At 36.9% G+C, this 17061-nt stretch carries 15 protein-coding genes and 1 riboswitch; of the genes, 13 read left to right on the top strand and 2 right to left on the bottom strand.

Annotated elements, in window-relative coordinates:
• Positions 1-159: 159 nt before the first annotated feature.
• The 6 genes from CI949_RS08215 to CI949_RS08240 all read left to right on the top strand — a co-directional run bounded on the left by CI949_RS08215 (position 160) and on the right by CI949_RS08240 (position 9400).
• Positions 160-1164, top strand: a complete 1005-nt coding sequence (locus CI949_RS08215) for a LacI family DNA-binding transcriptional regulator (protein ID WP_290765046.1) — start codon at positions 160-162, stop codon at positions 1162-1164.
• 129 nt (positions 1165-1293) lie between these two features.
• Positions 1294-2541 carry an ABC transporter substrate-binding protein gene (locus CI949_RS08220; protein ID WP_133529719.1) on the top strand — a complete coding sequence of 416 codons (1248 nt, stop codon included), beginning with the start codon at positions 1294-1296 and terminating at the stop codon, positions 2539-2541.
• Positions 2542-2606: 65 nt separating this feature from the next.
• Positions 2607-3473, top strand: a complete 867-nt coding sequence (locus tag CI949_RS08225; protein WP_133529720.1) for a carbohydrate ABC transporter permease — start codon at positions 2607-2609, stop codon at positions 3471-3473.
• The gene (locus tag CI949_RS08230; protein WP_133529721.1) at positions 3473-4315 is read left to right on the top strand and encodes a carbohydrate ABC transporter permease; all 843 of its coding nucleotides are present in this window, start codon (positions 3473-3475) and stop codon (positions 4313-4315) included. Before CI949_RS08225 ends, CI949_RS08230 begins: the two co-directional genes overlap by 1 nt.
• 143 nt (positions 4316-4458) lie before the next feature.
• Entirely contained in the window at positions 4459-5583 is a 1125-nt protein-coding gene (locus CI949_RS08235; RefSeq protein ID WP_133529722.1) for an aminotransferase, read from the top strand.
• A 199-nt stretch (positions 5584-5782) separates the two neighbouring features.
• Positions 5783-9400, top strand: a complete 3618-nt coding sequence (locus tag CI949_RS08240) for a 5'-nucleotidase C-terminal domain-containing protein (RefSeq protein ID WP_133529723.1) — start codon at positions 5783-5785, stop codon at positions 9398-9400.
• Between the two features lie 164 nt (positions 9401-9564).
• Here CI949_RS08240 and CI949_RS08245 read toward each other — a convergent pair whose 3' ends face one another.
• The gene (locus CI949_RS08245; protein WP_290765055.1) at positions 9565-10464 is read right to left on the bottom strand and encodes a prenyltransferase; all 900 of its coding nucleotides are present in this window, start codon (positions 10462-10464) and stop codon (positions 9565-9567) included.
• A 205-nt stretch (positions 10465-10669) separates the two neighbouring features.
• On the opposite strand from CI949_RS08245, the gene CI949_RS08250 reads away from it, so the two are divergent.
• The 7 genes from CI949_RS08250 to CI949_RS08280 all read left to right on the top strand — a co-directional run bounded on the left by CI949_RS08250 (position 10670) and on the right by CI949_RS08280 (position 16155).
• The gene (locus tag CI949_RS08250; protein WP_290765057.1) at positions 10670-11575 is read left to right on the top strand and encodes an ABC transporter substrate-binding protein; all 906 of its coding nucleotides are present in this window, start codon (positions 10670-10672) and stop codon (positions 11573-11575) included.
• Positions 11572-12318: an ABC transporter ATP-binding protein gene (locus CI949_RS08255; protein WP_290765060.1), complete on the top strand. Its 747-nt coding sequence runs from the start codon at positions 11572-11574 to the stop codon at positions 12316-12318. Before CI949_RS08250 ends, CI949_RS08255 begins: the two co-directional genes overlap by 4 nt.
• Complete coding sequence (locus tag CI949_RS08260; RefSeq protein WP_133529727.1) at positions 12315-13055, top strand: ABC transporter permease; 741 nt, start codon at positions 12315-12317, stop codon at positions 13053-13055. Before CI949_RS08255 ends, CI949_RS08260 begins: the two co-directional genes overlap by 4 nt.
• Positions 13056-13233: 178 nt before the next feature.
• Positions 13234-13425 carry a DUF2892 domain-containing protein gene (locus tag CI949_RS08265; protein WP_133529728.1) on the top strand — a complete coding sequence of 64 codons (192 nt, stop codon included), beginning with the start codon at positions 13234-13236 and terminating at the stop codon, positions 13423-13425.
• Between the two features lie 128 nt (positions 13426-13553).
• Positions 13554-14183 carry an NAD(P)H:quinone oxidoreductase gene (gene wrbA / locus CI949_RS08270; RefSeq protein ID WP_133529759.1) on the top strand — a complete coding sequence of 210 codons (630 nt, stop codon included), beginning with the start codon at positions 13554-13556 and terminating at the stop codon, positions 14181-14183.
• A gap of 132 nt (positions 14184-14315) precedes the next feature.
• Positions 14316-14915, top strand: a complete 600-nt coding sequence (locus tag CI949_RS08275; protein ID WP_133529729.1) for a nitroreductase family protein — start codon at positions 14316-14318, stop codon at positions 14913-14915.
• Between the two features lie 226 nt (positions 14916-15141).
• Positions 15142-16155 (top strand): LacI family DNA-binding transcriptional regulator, encoded by a 1014-nt coding sequence (locus tag CI949_RS08280; protein ID WP_133529730.1) that lies wholly within the window; start codon positions 15142-15144, stop codon positions 16153-16155.
• A 92-nt stretch (positions 16156-16247) separates the two neighbouring features.
• On the opposite strand, the gene CI949_RS08285 is transcribed toward CI949_RS08280, so the two are convergent.
• Complete coding sequence (locus CI949_RS08285; protein ID WP_290765069.1) at positions 16248-16868, bottom strand: hypothetical protein; 621 nt, start codon at positions 16866-16868, stop codon at positions 16248-16250.
• Between the two features lie 97 nt (positions 16869-16965).
• A riboswitch (cyclic di-GMP riboswitch) is annotated at positions 16966-17051 on the bottom strand.
• Between the last annotated feature and the right edge of the window lie 10 nt (positions 17052-17061).

A 17061-nucleotide genomic window follows, 5' to 3' on the forward strand; every position in this document is an offset into this window, starting at 1 on the left:
TGAACCTGGTCCAAATGAGCTCATTTGGACCAGGTTCAAAATACAGGTTCAAATAATCAGAATGAATTCAGAAAATTTGATATTTAATCTTGCAAATTGTATGAAAATTTGTTATTATATAAATATGTTAATTTAAACGTTTTAAAAGAGGGCGATTATATGGCTGTAACTTTAAATGATATTGCCAGAAAAGCAGGAGTTTCACTGGCAACTGTCTCACTAGCACTAAATGACAGTAACAAAGTAAATAAAGATACCAAAATTAGAATTAAGGAAATAGCAGATGAACTAAATTATGTTCCCAATGCCAGAGCCAGAGCACTGGTAAAAAAGTCAACTAAAACTATTGGACTGGTTATACCTGAGGTGGTTAACCCCTTCTTTGCTGAGCTGGCTCAGGCGATTAAGGATTATGTGCGCAGTCAGGACTTTAATGTTATTTTATGCAGTACTGACTATCAGAGTGAAGAAGAATTAAGGTATATCAATATGTTTCGCTCTGGCCAGGTTGATGGTGCAATATTTGCCTGTGTAGGAGATATGATGGCTCAGCACAACGAATTGATTATCAAACTAGTTGAAGAAAATATACCAGTTATTTATGTTGACCGTGATGGGGTAGATCATGATTTGATTCCAGTTGTTAAAAGTGATGTTTACCATGCTGCATATCAGGCAGCTGATTATTTGATTTCAATTGGCCACCGAGAACTTGCTTTTGCTGGTCAGAGTGTAGAAAGATTAAATGGTTTTAAAAGTGCTTTAATGAAGCACGGATTGGAGCTTAAAGAAGAAAATATTTATTATGATTATTTAAGAATGGAGGGCGGCTACACAGTTGGCGAAAAAATAGCTGCCAGAGCCAATAAACCAGAGGCTGTAGTTTGTTTAAATGATGAAATGGCAATTGGTGTGATTCAGGCTTTAATTGCTGAGAAAGTTAAAGTTCCAGAAGATATATCTGTAGTTGGAATTGATAATATTAAAATGGCGAATTTCTATAATCCCTCACTGACCACAGTTAATATACCGGTCAGCCAGATGGGAGATAAAGCAGCAGAAATACTGCTTAAGAGAATAGCTGGAGACACTCTTAGTCCAAAAGAAAAGTTTTTTATCTTTCCTACAGAATTAGTAATTAGAGATTCTAGTCGGAAAGCTTAGCTAAAATAAAAGCTCCAAAAATTTACAAGTACCCGGTACTTAAGTTGGTACTTGAGAGGAGGGATATTTTAAAGTAAATTTAAAACGTTTAAATTTAGGTTATAAAAATCAAAAGGGGGTTATTTTTAAATGAATTTTAAGAATTTTTCACTTATTACAATTACTTTAGTGATGGTTTTGGTACTTTCTTTCTCTGCAGCAGCTCAGGAAAAATTGGTCGTTAACACTTATACCAGTGACCCGGCGCCAAGAAAAGCAATGCAGGAACTTGTTGCTCAGTATGAAGAAATGAATCCTGATGTTAATGTTGAACTGAACATAACAGCTCACGAAGATTTTAAGCAGGCAATTAGAGTCTGGTTAACATCTGATAATCCACCAGATGTATTCAGCTGGTTTGCAGGCAACAGAGCTGCTTACTTTGTTGAAAAAGGGTTGATTATGGATATTTCTGATGTTTGGGAGGAAGAAAACTTTTACGAAAAATTTCCAAAAGCTTTTAAGAGCATCAGTGTTTTTAATGATAAAGCCTACTTCCTTCCCCACAACTACTACTGGTGGTCTGTATTTTACAGAGAGTCAATTTTTGAAAAATATGGCCTAAAAGAACCGCAGACCTGGGAAGAATTATTAGAGGTTGGAGAAACATTAAAAGCAAATGGTATTACTCCTTTTGCAATTGGAACCAAATTCCGCTGGACAGCAGCCGCCTGGTTTGACTATTTAAATTTAAGAATTAATGGTGCTGACTTCCATAAAGAATTAATGGCCGGTAAAATTCCTTTTACTGATGAAAGAGTAGCAGAAGTCTTTAAAAAATGGAAGTATCTAATTGAGAATGATTTCTTTGTTGAAAACGCAGCAGCTTATTCCTGGCAGGAAGGTTTAAGATTCCTCTCTAATGGGGATGCAGCTATGTATCTAATGGGACAGTTCATTTTAGATGCAACATCCGAAGAGGTAAGCAAAGATCTAAACTTCTTCCGCTTCCCAATTCTGGATAAAAGTGTTCCTGTAGCTGAGGATCTGCCAACAGATGGTTTTATGGTACCTGCCAAAGCACCACATCCAGAATTAGCAAAAGACTTTATAGCCTTCCTTGGTTCTGTAGAAGGACAGCGTCTGTTTGCTGAAGATCTCGGCCGTCTGGTAACAAATAAGAACATGCCGGCTGAGGTTTATGATGGTTTGACAAATAAAGGTCGAGAAATGATTAATAATACTGATAAGCTTGCTCAGTTCTATGACCGCGATATGGATCCAGAATTAGCTGATAAAACAATGGATTCACTAATGGCTTTCTGGTATTCACCAGAAGATTACAGAAATATTATGAAAGAAATGGAAGCACATCGTCAGAACTTTATCAATGACTAAATAGTTAAGATCTCACCTGTGGGGTCAGGCGACCTCACAGGTGAAAATTTTTTGGAGGTGTTATTTTGAAAAGAAAGTATATACCGTGGGCATTTTTATCTATACCCTTAAGTTTATATTCAGTCTGGGTAATTGGGCCAACAATTTATACAATTTATTTAAGTTTAACCAACTGGGATGGCTTAACAGCACCAGAGTTTCAGGGGATAAAGAATTATCTGGACTTATTTAATGATCCTATATTTTATACTTCTTTAGTTAATAATGTTAAATGGCTAGTTATTTTTATGGCTATTCCGGTTAGTGTGGGTTTATTTTTAGCAATTTTATTAAGCAAAGAAATTAAATGGGCCAGAGGTTATAAGGCAGCTATTTATTCACCGATGATTTTGGCACCGGTTGTCATTGGTCTGATCTGGTCCTGGATCTATCAGCCGCAGGGTGGACTTTTAAATAATACTTTAACCTATATTGGTCTGGAGCATTTGACCAGAGGCTGGCTTAGTAATCCCAATACAGCTTTATATGCTATTATTGGAGCAGCAGTCTGGCGGCATACCGGTTATGTGATGCTTTTATTCTTATCCGGATTGACAGCTATTTCTCCTACAGTTATCGAGGCTTCCAGGATTGACGGGGCTTCAGCCTGGCAGAGATTTCGCTATATTATTCTACCTCTTTTAAAGCCGACAACTGTAATAGTGATTGTAATTACCATGATCCAGTCTCTAAGAGCCTTTGACTTTGTCAGCATGATGACCAGAGGTGGGCCTTTTAACACTACCAATGTTTTAGCACATTATATGTACACAGAAGCCTTTAAAAATTATAATATGGGTTATGGTGCCTCAATTGCTGTAGTCTTATTTGCAATTATGTTCATATTTATTGTCATTTATCTACGCCAGATCAGGAAAGGGGAGCTCGAATAATGCAGTTATCAATTCATCAGAAAAAAAGAATCAAACATGCAGTAATTTTTGCTGCCCTACTCTTATTTACTATAGTCTGGCTGCTGCCTGTATTTGGGGCGTTTTTGACTTCAATTAGAACAATGGATGATATTATGAATAATGGATTCTGGAGTCTGCCTGAGAATGTAACTTTCAGTAATTTTGCAAAAGCCTGGTCAGACGGAAATTTAAATACCTACTTAAAAAATAGTTTCATTATTACCATTCCTTCCTTATTTGGGACTTTAGCTTTATCTTCTCTGGTCGGTTTTGCTCTGGCAAAATATCGATTTAAGGGCAATATGGTTATTTATTTAATGTTTGTTGCTGGAATGCTGATTCCTTTTCAAATTCTTTTAATTCCGGTTTTTAGATTAAGCAATTTTCTCGGTATATATAACAGCTACTGGGGCTTGATCATGATTCACACAGTATTTCAGATGGGTTTTTGTTCATTCTTTTTAAGAAATTATATGATTACTATTCCTGTGGAACTTTCAGAAGCAGCAAGAATTGACGGTGCATCTGAGTTTAAGATATTTTATAAAATTTATTTACCGCTTTCACTGCCGGCTCTGGCAGCACTGGGAACTTTAGAGTTTACCTGGATTTTTAATGACTATATCTGGGCTCTGGTTCTGCTGAGAGATGACAATCTAAAACCTGTAACAGCAGGTCTGGCCACACTAAAGGGTAATTTTATTACTTCCTGGAGTGTACTGGTGGCTGGAGCAATACTGGCAACTATTCCGACAATTATAGTTTTTGTCTTCCTCCAGAAATACTTTATCAGAGGACTGACAATGGGCTCCGGCAAATAATCTCGGTAAACTCGGTGCTTAGAAATTTTTACCTCCCTTATAAGGGAAAAGCTCTGCTGGATTTAATCCGGTGGAGTTTTTCTGTTTGATCTGATAGAATAAAATAAAAGTAGAGTACCTGGTACTAATAAAGGAGGCAAAAAATGAAGATAGCACCATTTAAAGTAGAAGAGTGGATGAATGAGTATGAGATGGATGCTGAATACAATATCGCAGAAACCTGTGTAGAATCACTGACAGTAGAAGAACTTTTAAATTTCAGTGATGACCCGGCTGCCCGGCTGGAAGAGATCAAAAAGATGCAGCTTACATATGGAGATATCAAAGGTTCAGCTGCTTTTAAAAAGGGAGTGAGCAGCCTTTATCAGAGTATAAAACCTGAGAATGTTTTGCCCTCTCATGGAGCAATAGGAGCCAACTTTTTATTGTTATATTCTTTAATAGAGGCTGGAGATCAGGTGGTTTCAGTATTTCCTACTTATCAGCAGCTTTATTCGATTCCAGAGTCTTTTGGGGCTGAGGTCAAAAAGCTCGAATTAAAATATGAAGATCAGTTTCTGCCGGATTTGGATAAATTGAGGACAATGGTCAATCAAAAAACAAAGCTGATTGCAGTTAACAATCCCAATAATCCTTCTGGAGTGGTGATGGGAGAAGATATTTTAAAGAAGTTAGTAGAAATTGCCAGTGAAGTTGATGCCTATATTCTGGCTGATGAGGTCTACCGCGGTTTTGATCTGGGAGAAGAGATTCCTTCTATCGCTGACCTCTACGAAAAAGGAATCAGCGTGGGCAGTATGTCCAAGGTTTTTTCACTGGCGGGTTTAAGAATGGGCTGGATTGCCGGTCCCGAAGAAGTGATAGAGCTCTGCCAGCTGCACCGGGATTACACAACAATCAGCAACAGTATGATTTCTGATTATCTTTCTGTAATTGCTCTGAAGAATAAGGATAAGATAATTAAAAGAAATTTAGCCAAGGTAAAAAAACAGCTCAAAATCTTAGATGAGTGGGTAAAGCAGGAAGAGCTGATTGACTATGTTAAACCTAATGGTGGCACAACAGCCTTTTTAAAATATAATTTGGATTTAGATTCTGAAACTTTTGCCAAAAAATTATTTAATAAAAAGGGAGTTTTAGTGGTGCCGGGCACTGCCTTCGGCCGAGAAGGGTTTTTAAGAATTGGTTTTGCTGGTAATGAAAAAGAATTAAAGGAAGGTTTAGCCCGCTTAAAAGATTTCTTAGATGAATCTGGAGATAATATCTAGCTGCCGGTTCCTATAAAAAATTAAATATAATTAAATTGTTAATAAATTAATTAACTCCTGCTGTAAATTTCTAGCAGGAGTTTAGAATTTTACATAGAATATATTAAATAATAGAATAAATAGCAAATTTTAACGCTTTAATTTGCAAAAATCTGAATATTGCTATTTTATTAACAAATCTTAAGAGGGGGAATTTAGATTGTTTATTAAAAAGAAAAAGTTGATGCTGACAGTAATTTTGGCTTTGAGTTTTCTGATGCTCATGGGAGGAATTATTTCGGCAAAAGATTTAACGGTGATTGCAACCAGTGATATTCATGGTGCAATTTATCCCTGGTCCTATAAAATTGGTGAACCTGATGACATAGGACTTGCTAAAATAGCCTCGATGGTAGAAGAAGCGAGAAAAGAAAACCCCAATCTTCTTTTGGTGGATGCAGGTGATACTATTCAAGGGAATACTCTGACTGCACTTTTTAAAGACCGCCGCGATGTAGTTCACCCCATGATGAAGGTAATGAATTATATGGGCTACAGTGCAATGACTCTGGGCAACCATGAGTTTAATTTTGGCCTTGAAACTCAGCAGGAGATTTTAGAAGATGCTGAATTTCCTATTCTATCTGCCAACACTTTAGTCAAAGAAACAGGTGAGACTTTTGTCGAACCCTATACTATTAAAGAAATTGATGGTATTAAAGTTGGTATTTTAGGTTTAACAACTCCCAATATTCCTATCTGGGATGGCGATAAGGTAAGGTCGCTTGAATTTAAAGATATGGATAAGGCTGCAGCAGAATATATTCCAGAACTGGCAGCAAAGACCGATGTTATTATTGCTTTAGTTCATGCCGGACTGGATGGACGTCATGATCCAAGTGGTGGTGACAGAGCCCGCAAGGTTGCAGAAAATAATCCAGAAATTGATGTAATGATTACCGGACATGACCATGAATCAGTTAAAGAAGTAATTAATGGTGTACTGGTTATGGCAGCCACAGACGCCGGTGAGCAGGCTTCCAAAATCAAGATGACATTAGAGAAAAAAAATGGTGAGTGGGTTGTTGCTAAGAAAGAGGGAACTCATCTGGAAGCTGAAGAATATGAAGCAGATCCAGAAACTTTAGCAGTTGCTGAACCTTATCACAAAGAAGTAGTAGAATATGTTAATACTCCGATTGGTTATGCAGCTGGAGACTTCCGTCCGGCAGATCCAGTAGAAGGTATTCCCTCTGCTCAGGTTATGGATACAGCGCTGGTAGACTTAATAAATGAAGTCCAGCTGGCAAATACTGATGCAGATATCTCTTCAGCAGCTTTATTCGACTCTGATTCTACTATAAATAAAGGTCCAGTTTCAATTAAAGATGCTGCCCGTATTTATAAGTACAGCAACACTCTTTATGCTGTAGAAGTAAGCGGCAGTGAATTAAAAGAATTTATGGAATCTAGAGCTGCCTATTATAATCGTTATCAGCCTGGAGATGTAACAATCAGTTTTGATCCAGAGATGCGCGGTTATTCTTATGACATGTTCCAGGGTGTGGAATACAAAATTGATATTTCTGAACCTGTAGGCCAGAGAATTAAAGATTTAAGCTTTAATGGTAAGCCGGTCAGAGATGATCAAACCTTTAAGCTGGCAGTTAATAACTACCGCTACAGCGGGATGAAGTCAGCCGGTATTTTCTCTAATGAACCCTATTTCAAATCAGAAGAGGGTATTAGAGAAATGATTATTGAATATATTGATCGGAAAGAAACCATTGATCCTGAAAAAATTGTTGACCACAACTGGGAAATAGTTGGGGCTGATTTAGATCATCCTCATAAAGAAGAAGCTCTTTCCTTAATCAATAATGATGTTTTAAAAATACCTTCTGTCAATCGTTCCTGGAATGCAGAGAGTGTTAATTTAGAAGAAAAGCTGACAAAGATGGACCTGACAAAGGCCCTGGTCAGAATGTTTAATTATGATATTCCAGAAACCGTTGAAGAGCCAGCATTTAAGGGTCTGGAAGGAGAAGAGCTGGCTTTTGCCGAAGCTGCACTGATGGCAGGACTGGTTGAAAAGAATAATGGTAATTTTGAAGCAGATAAAGTGCTGACTCGAGAAGAAGCTGCTGTAATGTTAATTGATGCAATGAGAATTGCAGAAGAAGCAGATCCTTCTGTTTTAGATCAGTTTAAAGATCAGGACGAAATAACAAGAAATTTAAGAGATAAAGATAAAGTAGCTCTCGCTGTTGAGATGGGCTTTTTAGTTGGACGTGGAGATGGAACTCTGGCTCCAAAGGCAGAAATGAGATTTGGAGAAATGGCAGCAATGCTCTACAGAGTTAAAGATAGATATAAGCAGATAGATATACTTTCTACCAATGACTTCCACGGTAAGGTTGAAGCCGGTTATGAAGCAGGAGCAGCTAAGCTGATGGGGGCAATAAACCACTACAGAAGTGCCAACCGCAAAGGTACAATTTTGGTGGATGCTGGAGATGCCTATCAGGGAACACCAATTTCCAGTTTAAATAATGCAAAACCTGTAATTGAATTTATGAATCATGCCCGCTATGTAGCTCAGGCTGTAGGTAACCATGAGTTTGACTGGGGAATAGAAGAATTAAAGCGAATTAATAAGGAAACATATTTCCCAATGCTGGCTGCCAATATCGTTAACAAAAATACTGGAGAATTAGTTGAGTGGGTTCAGCCAACTCGAATGATTCCTGCTGATGGAGTTAAAATTGGTTTGATAGGAATTACAACTCCAGATACTAGAGGTACTACAATGCCTTCTAATATAGCTGAGCTAGAATTTACTGACCCAGCTGCAGCTATTGAAAAGTACAGTGCCCGTTTGAGAGAACAGGGTGCGGAAATGATAATAGTTGTCGGCCACTTACCGGGAACAACTGATTATGAGAGTGGTAAAGTTAGTGGAGAACTGGTAGAAGTAGCCAAAAAAGTTGATGTAACAGGTATTGTTGGCGGCCACAGCCACCACACTGTAACAGCAGTTGTTAATGGAAATCCAATTGTTGAAGCCTATAAGCACGGACGTGAGCTGGGTAATTTAAGATTCTTTGTAAGTGAAAAAACAGGCGAAATTTATAATACAGTTCCAATGAGTCATCCGGTCCGCAAAAGTGTAATTGATCTGGAAAAAGATCCTAAAATTGCAGAAATGGTAAGTGAATATCAGGAAGAATTAGAACCAATTATGTCTGAAGTTTTAATTGAGACTGAGCAAAAATTAGTCAGCAGTTATGATACCATCTCAAAGGTTGGGGCTTTAACTACTGATGCAATGGCTCAGGAAGTAAATGCTGATATTGCTTTCCAGAATCCAGGTGGATTGAGAATTGATCTGCCAAAAGGTGAGATAAATGTAGGTCATATTTATGAGCTCTTACCATTTGGAAATACAATTGTGACTGGTGAAATGACCGGTAAACAGATAGTTTCCATTTTAGAGCAGAGCTTTACCTTTGACAAAGGAATGATGCAGCTTTCTGGATTGAGGGTAAAATATGATAAAGACCAGCCTAAATATGAGCGGGTAGTATCTGTAACTCTTCCAGACGGCACTCCACTTAAAATGGACAAAGAGTACACAGTAGCAACTAATAATTTCCTTGCTGAAGGTGGAGATGGATTTGCTGCCTTTACTGAGGTTGACTTTACAGACAGCTATATCAAAGTTAGAGATGCCTTAATTGAGTATCTGCGTGAGCTGGAAGAAATTAAGGTAGATCCGGCTCAGAGAGTAACTGAAGTAGATCAGTCAGCAGCTCTAAGAATCAGATATGCTGCTTAAATAAATATTACTTCAAACTAGCTTGAAGGAGCAGCACCCTTTCTATTGGGGGTGCTGTTCTGGTTTTTAGGGAGTAGGGATGGCACCGGGTACTTAGCAGGTTAAAATGAATAGAATTATTGCTGCTAAAGATCCAGTTTTAGCAGACAGCTATGTAAAAGTTCCTAAGCCAGAAATAATGCCAGCAGCTGGATTAGACCAAAAGTTAAATGGAGCTGGTTAGTTACAGGGACCCCTTTTTTTTCAGCTTCTGCCACATTTTGATAGGCTTTATAAGCCAGCGGCAGGGTCAGCAGAGATAAAAGAGCGGCGGCTGGATAAAGATTTAATAATATAAAGCCAATTGTCAGCAGATAAGAGCTGCTGAGCAGGGCTAAATAAAGTATTTTAGCTTTTTTAAAACCAATCCTGACAGTAAGAGTTCTGATCCCCAATGAGCTGTCACGCTCAAAATCCCGCAGCTCATTGCTCAGCATTAAAACCGGAATTAAAAGACTGATCGGCAGGCCAAGAATTATAGGCCGCCAGGAATAATGCTGGCTGAAAGCAAGATGGGTTCCCATGACCATCAAGGGGCCCATCAGAACAAAGGAAAGTGGAGTGCCCAAACCACGCTTTTTATAAACAATTGGTTCTCCAGTATAGGCATAACCACCAATGATTCCTAAAGCTCCAATTAAGATTAATTTTTTTGTTGTAATTGAGATAATATAAAGTCCCAGCAGGGCAGTAATCAGAAAAGATAAAATTCCCAGCAGAAAAATTAAAATAGAAAAAGAGCTTCTTTTTTTACCGAGAAAATTATATTTTTCTCCCTCGATAAAGTGGATATTTTTGTATTCACACTCAAAATAATCATTGATGAAATTAGTTCCAGTCTGGACAAAAAGTCCGGCTGTGGTTATTAAAAATATTAGTTGAAGGTCATAACTTAAGTCACCGCTGAATAATTCACCTTCCAGATGTGCAACAGCCATCCCCAGAGTTGTTGAATAGAGGGCTAAAGTCAAAGAAAGCGGGCGGGATGCCTTCCAGATTTCTTTTAAAAGTTTTATTTTTTTCAAATTCGAACTTCCTTTCGTTATTTTTTTAACATATATATTGTTTCATAATTTTGGAGAAAATGCAAAATAAACTCTGTCACTGAACTGTAGTGAAAAAAATAACTTTAACCAGGTACAAATATTTTAAGCTTTAAAAATTGAGCCAAAAGCTATATAATATAATTTAGAGACTTTTAAAACTCAAATTTTAGGAGGAATAATACATATGAGAAAGAAAAAGATTTTTTTATCATTACTAATGTTAATATTTTCACTTATCATTTTAGTGGGAACTGCTGGAGCAGCTGAAATGTCACTGGAGATAGGAATTATGCCGGCTGTCGACTCAGCTCCAATTCTGCTGGCCCGGGAAAAGGGTTATTTTGCTGAAGAAGGTCTGGAAATCAAAATTGATGTCTATACAAATGCAGTTAACAGGCAGACTGCCCTGCAGACCAATGCTCTGGATGGAGCAATGACTGATTTAATTGCTTTTGTCAATAATGTTAATAATGGCTTTCCAGTTAAAATAACCACCAGTACTGACGGTAGTTTTCCTATTTTAGTCAGTAAAGATTTTGAAGAAAAAGAAGAAGTAAATATCGGGATGATGGAAGTAAGTGTTTCTAATTTCTTATCTGAACAGTTTTTGGGAGATAAATATAAATTGAATAAGACTTTTATTTCAGCAATCCCCGCCCGCCTGGAAATGGTTAAATCAGGGCAGCTTGAGATGGCAGTGATTCCGGAGCCGCTGGCTTCTACAGCTGAATTACAGGGTTTGGAAAAAAGAGTTTACAAAAATGAATATGATTTTATGCCGGAGGCGATGATTTTCACTGAAAAAGCCCTGGCAGAAAAAGATGCAGCAGTTAAAGCTTTTCATAATGCTTATAATAAGGCAGTTAGAGAAATTCAGCAGGATGATTCAGAAGCCAGAGAGGTTTTAATCAAAAGCCTGGGCCTGCCAGAAAAAATAAAAAATTTAATTGCAATGCCTAAATATCACCTGACAAGAGTACCGACTGAGGAATATTTAAATCGAGTTATCAGCTGGATAGAAAAAACAGATGGCAGTCAGATTGATATCGACTACAATCAGGTTGTAGAAGGGAAGTACAGCAGTCAATGATTGAGGTTAAAGGTTTAAGTTTTGCCTATCAAAAAGAAAAAGTATTAGATAATATATATTTAAAGTTGAAAGAAGGTGAGAGTCTTGCCATAATCGGTCCTTCCGGTTGTGGTAAGACAACCCTGCTCTATCTGCTGGCAGGTCTTGAGCAAGCTGACCAGGGAGAAATCAAGATAAACTCTCAGCGGCTGAAGGGAATCAGAGATCGAAGTGGAGTCATTCTGCAGGATTACGGACTTTTTCCCTGGAAAACAGTTTATAATAATCTGGCACTCGGTCTTAAAATTAGAGATGAATCTGCGGAAAAAATCAAACCTAAAGTTAGTGCAGCTTTAAAAAGACTTAAGATTTCTGAGCTGAAAAATAAATATCCAGCAGAGCTGAGTGGTGGTCAAAAACAGCGGGTTGCAGTCGGCCGCTCACTGGTGCTGGAGCCAGATTTGATGCTGATGGATGAGCCATTTTCTGCTCTTGATGCTCTGACTAGAGAAGAAATGCAGAATTTGATTTTAGAAATCCACAGCCGGGATAATTTTAGCTTTGTGCTGGTAACTCATGATATTGCGGAGGCTGCTTTTTTGGGTCATCAGATTGCAGTGCTCAGAGAAGGAAAAATTGCTGCTGTTATTGAAAATCCGCATTTTGGTGAAAAAAGGCTGCGGGAAAAAGAAGAGTTTTTCGAGCTGCAGAAAAAATTGAGAACTCTAATGTCTTTAGAGAGCAAAGGAGAAGATTTAAGATGAAGAAGCAGAAATACGGTAGTTTATATGCCCTGCTTTTAATAGCAGCTGTTTGGTACTTGCTTTATTTTACTGTCGATTCAGCAATTATCAGCCCCCCAGCAGTGGTCATGAAAGTTTTTTTCAGTAATTTTAGTAGTGAAATTTTACCCCACCTGCTGATGAGTTTTTATCGGATAACGGCTGCAGTTATAATTTCTCTGCTGCTTGGAGTAGGTATTGGACTTCTGACCGGAATGCATCCTGAAATAGATAAATTTTTAGCTCCACTGATCTATCTTTTATATCCGATCCCCAAAATTGCCTTTCTGCCAATCTTTATGCTTTTATTTGGTCTGGGGGATTTATCGAAGATTATTCTGCTGATTGTAATAGTGATTTTTCAGATTATAGTTACTACCAGAGATGGAGTGCGCAGTATTGACAGCAAATATTTTGCTTCTGCCCGCTCACTGGGGATGGACAGGCTGGATATTTATCAGCATCTGGTCCTGCCGGCAGTTTTTCCGGGAATACTTACTGCTTTAAGAATTACTATTGGAACCAGTATTGCTGTCTTATTTTTTGCAGAAAATTTTGCTGTCAGATATGGAATCGGCTATTACATAATGAACAGCTGGTCGATGGTCAACTATGCCAAAATGTACAGCGGCATTATTGCTGTCAGCCTGCTAGGTTATTTTCTCTTTAAAGGAATAGACATTTTAGAACAGAGATTCTGCAGCTGGCAGAAGAGTTAAGAAATATAGAATATTAGTGAAAAAAATCACTATAACCAGGTACAAACAAATCAATTGCGCTCAATTTAATTTTACAAATGTAATCAATAATACAGAAATCAGTCTACTTAGATGATAATTTATAATTAGTAAATAAAAATTAGGGTTAATAATTTGAAGTTTAAAGGGGGAAAAATTAATGAAAAATGTAGGTCAAACTGATAAGTGGATTAGAATAATACTTGGTATTGTTCTGCTGTCAATGTTTTTCTTTGTAGAAGGAAATGCTAAATACTTTGGTATTTTAGGAATCATCCCTCTCTACACAGGTCTTTCAGGTAATTGTATGCTGTATAAACTTTTGGGGATTAATACTCGAAAGGATAATTAGTTAATCTATTATCCCCAGTCAAATGGGGATAATTTTTATAAATTTTTTTGAATTGAATTCTGAGTAAAAAACTAGGATATATATTAAGCATTTTAAATTTTTTAGATATTAAAAGGAGTGGATAAATGATGACTAAATTATTAATCACATATTATAGTTCTTATGGACACATGTTTGAAATGGCAAAGGCAGCCCGAAATGCTGCTCAGGAAAATGAAGATTATGAGGTTAAATTACGAAAAATACCTGAACTGGAGGCTGCCAAAAAGGCAATGTCCGGACAAGATGCTTATCAGGTCGCACAGGAAGCTCAATCAGATGTTGAAGAAGTAACTTTAGCAGATTTAGAGTGGGCTGATGGTATAGTTTGGGGTATTCCAACTCGCTTTGGTAATATGCCTGCCCAGGTTAAACAGTTTATTGATACTGCTGGCGGTCTGTGGGCAGAAGGTAAACTTGAAGATAAAGCAACCGGTATTATGAGTAGTTCTAATACACTTCATGGTGGTCAGGAAAGTACAATTTTAACTTCAATGCTGCCGATGATTCATTTTGGAATGATTTTTGTAGGGTCGACTTATGGACAGAATCCAGAACTAAGTGATGATTCTTATCATGGAGGTTCTCCTTATGGTCCATCTACAGTTGCTGGTAGTGATGGCAGTAAAGTACCAGTAGAAGCCGATTTGAATATGGCGGGCAGACTTGCTAAGAGAGTAGCCAGAGTGGCTGCAGGAATCAAATCTACTAAAGAATAGGTTTAAGTTGTAAAGGCGTAACTTGAAGCGGCTAAGTAAGTTAATGCAATAGATTTTCAATATATTCTCAAAAGCCCTGGTCTCCGCAGCCGGGGCTTTTACATAACAAAATTTTAAATGGAGGTTATAAAAATGGCCAAAGATATTTATCAGGCAACAAAGACAAGAAGAAGCTATTATAATATAGATGACAAAAAAATTGTTCCAGAAGCAAAGGTAGAAGAGCTAGTCGAGCACGCAGTTAAATACACGCCTACTTCTTTTAATTCTCAAACAGGAAGGGTGATCCTGCTTTTTAATGGTCAGCACAATAAGTTCTGGAATATTGTTGAATCAAATCTGCGCTCGGTTGTGCCGAAGGAAGATTTTGACACAACTAAAGAAAAAATTGATGGATTTCGCAGTGGCTATGGCACAGTTTTATTTTATGAAAATATGGAAATAGTGGAAGAACTGCAGCAGCAATTTCCACTCTACAGTGATAATTTTCCTAAGTGGTCTCAGCACTCCAGTGGGATGCTGCAGTATAATGTCTGGACAATGCTGGAAACAGAAGGTCTGGGAGCATCTCTGCAGCATTATACAGAATTAATAGCAGAAGATGTTAAGGTGGAGTGGGATGTTCCTGATGAATGGCGTTTTGTGGCCCAGATGCCTTTTGGTAACCCGGTGGAAGAACCAGAAGAAAAGGAGTTTGAACCTCTAGCGGAGAGAATCGAGGTTTATAAATAATTCAAAAATTTATTTAAATAGAGTGTCCCTATTTAAATCGGCAGCAGTCAGGTTATTTAGACTTGATTTGCAGTCGATTTTTTAAATTAACTAAATCAATTTCGATTAAATTTCGACAAATTATTAAAAATTGACGATAAAGCTGTAATTTTCAGTAAATTAATGATAAAATAAATATAGGTAAAATAGGGGAAATACTTTTAATCAAAATAAAGGAATGATCTGAATGCTGACAATTAAAGACATTGCCAAAAAAGCGGGGGTTTCTGTTGCAACCGTTTCTAAGGTGATGAACGGTTATGATGATATTGGAGAAGTAACAAAGGCAAAGGTTTTAAAGATCATTAAGGAAAATAATTACCGGCCAAATGCAAATGCTCAATCTTTAAGAACAAATAAATCTTTTTTAGTCGGGCTCTTCTTTAAAGATCACCAGGATAGTGGGGTTAAACATCCTTTCTTTAGAGGGATTATTTCCGGGCTGGAAGAGAGACTCTTAGAAAATAACTATGATATGATTTTATTTTCTGCTAACTGGGAAGATCAATTCAGTTATTTAGAAAAGTGCCAGTTTCGAAATGTAGATGGTGCTATTTTAATGGGGATGCCAAAAGACGATTCCAAATTACAGGAATTACTTCAGGCTAAAATCCCTTCAGTTTTTATAGATCTTGATATTTCGGATAAAAAAGCTTCTTATATAATTTCTGATAATGAAGAGGGTGCTCGTAAAGCAGTCAGGCACCTGGCAGAACTGGGACATGAAAAAATTGCTGTTATTGAAGGTGAAGAAATAACTGTTCCTACTCAAAAGAGACTTGCAGGTTATCGAGCTGAAATGGAAGCGCAAAATTTAGAGATTAAAGACGAGTGGATAATTCAGGGTAAATTTAGTGTTGATGGTGGTTATCAGGCAATGGAAGAAGTTTTAAAATTAAAGAATCGACCTACAGCAATTTTTTGTATGGGGGATGAAATTGCAGTTGGGGCAATGAAAGCGATTAAGGAAGCAGGCTTAAGTGTTCCTGACGATTTTTCTATTGTTGGTTTTGATGATATTGAAATCAGCCAGTATTTAAATCCTGCTCTAACTACAGTTCGCCAGAAAAAAGAAGAGATGGGAATTGAAGCAGCTGATATGGTCTTAGAGTTGATTAATAATCAGGAAGAAAAAGTAGAATTTGAAATTATTGATACAGAATTAGTAGTTCGGAACTCAACCAAAAAGCTGGAAAAATAATTTTAAAAGAGTTAAATAATAAAAGAATTAATTAAAGCTTAGACGCCTTTTTAAGAGAGGGCTTCTAAGCTTTTTAAATTTGGATTAAACTATTAACTTATAAGTAGATCTTTATTTTTTTCTTCATTAGAATTAAATTCTGTCAGGATTTGATCCCAGTCACCCTTCCAATTCGCTTTTTTTGCTTTTTTAAGTAAATGAACAGCCTTTTCTTTATTCCCTTCTCTAAATCTAATTAATGCTAATTTTTGATAACCAATATGAGCAGGATAACTTGATTTTTGAGCTTCATGATCTTTGCTTTTTAGGATTTTGAGAACATCTTCAGAGATGGTAATTTGTTTTTTGCAGAGCTTAATTATTTTCTCTTTATTTTTTTTATCTTCATTTTCTCTATCAGAGTAAAGTTTAATTAACTGAGCGTAGATTTCAAATAATTCCATTGGTTCATCTGATAATTCAGCTGCTTTATTTAAGATGCGGATTACAACTTCTTGATTTTGATTATAAAATTTTGTGATTACATTTCCAGCCAGCAAATACAGTGTTCTGGCAGCTGTTTTCTTTGAGTTATTTTGGAGGAGGTATGCACTTTCAGAGATTATTATTTTTCTTTCCCTTTCACTAAAATTGTTATTCCACCAGTTTTCTAAATCATTGTTTTTAATAAAATTATATTCTTTGTTTTTTTTAAAGAAATCTAATACTTTCATTTTTTAATCCTCCCTGCTTAAAATTCTACCAACTGATCTAATTATAATTTTATACAAAAAAGCCACAGCAATTTTCATCACTGTGGCCTTAAATACCTGAGGTAAATCTGACAATCATAGATAAAAATCCTTAGATTCAGATTTTTGCGTAATAATCTTTCAATTATTTTGCCCTTATAAATCTGTCTCTTAT

Source organism: Halanaerobium sp. (assembly GCF_003070835.1).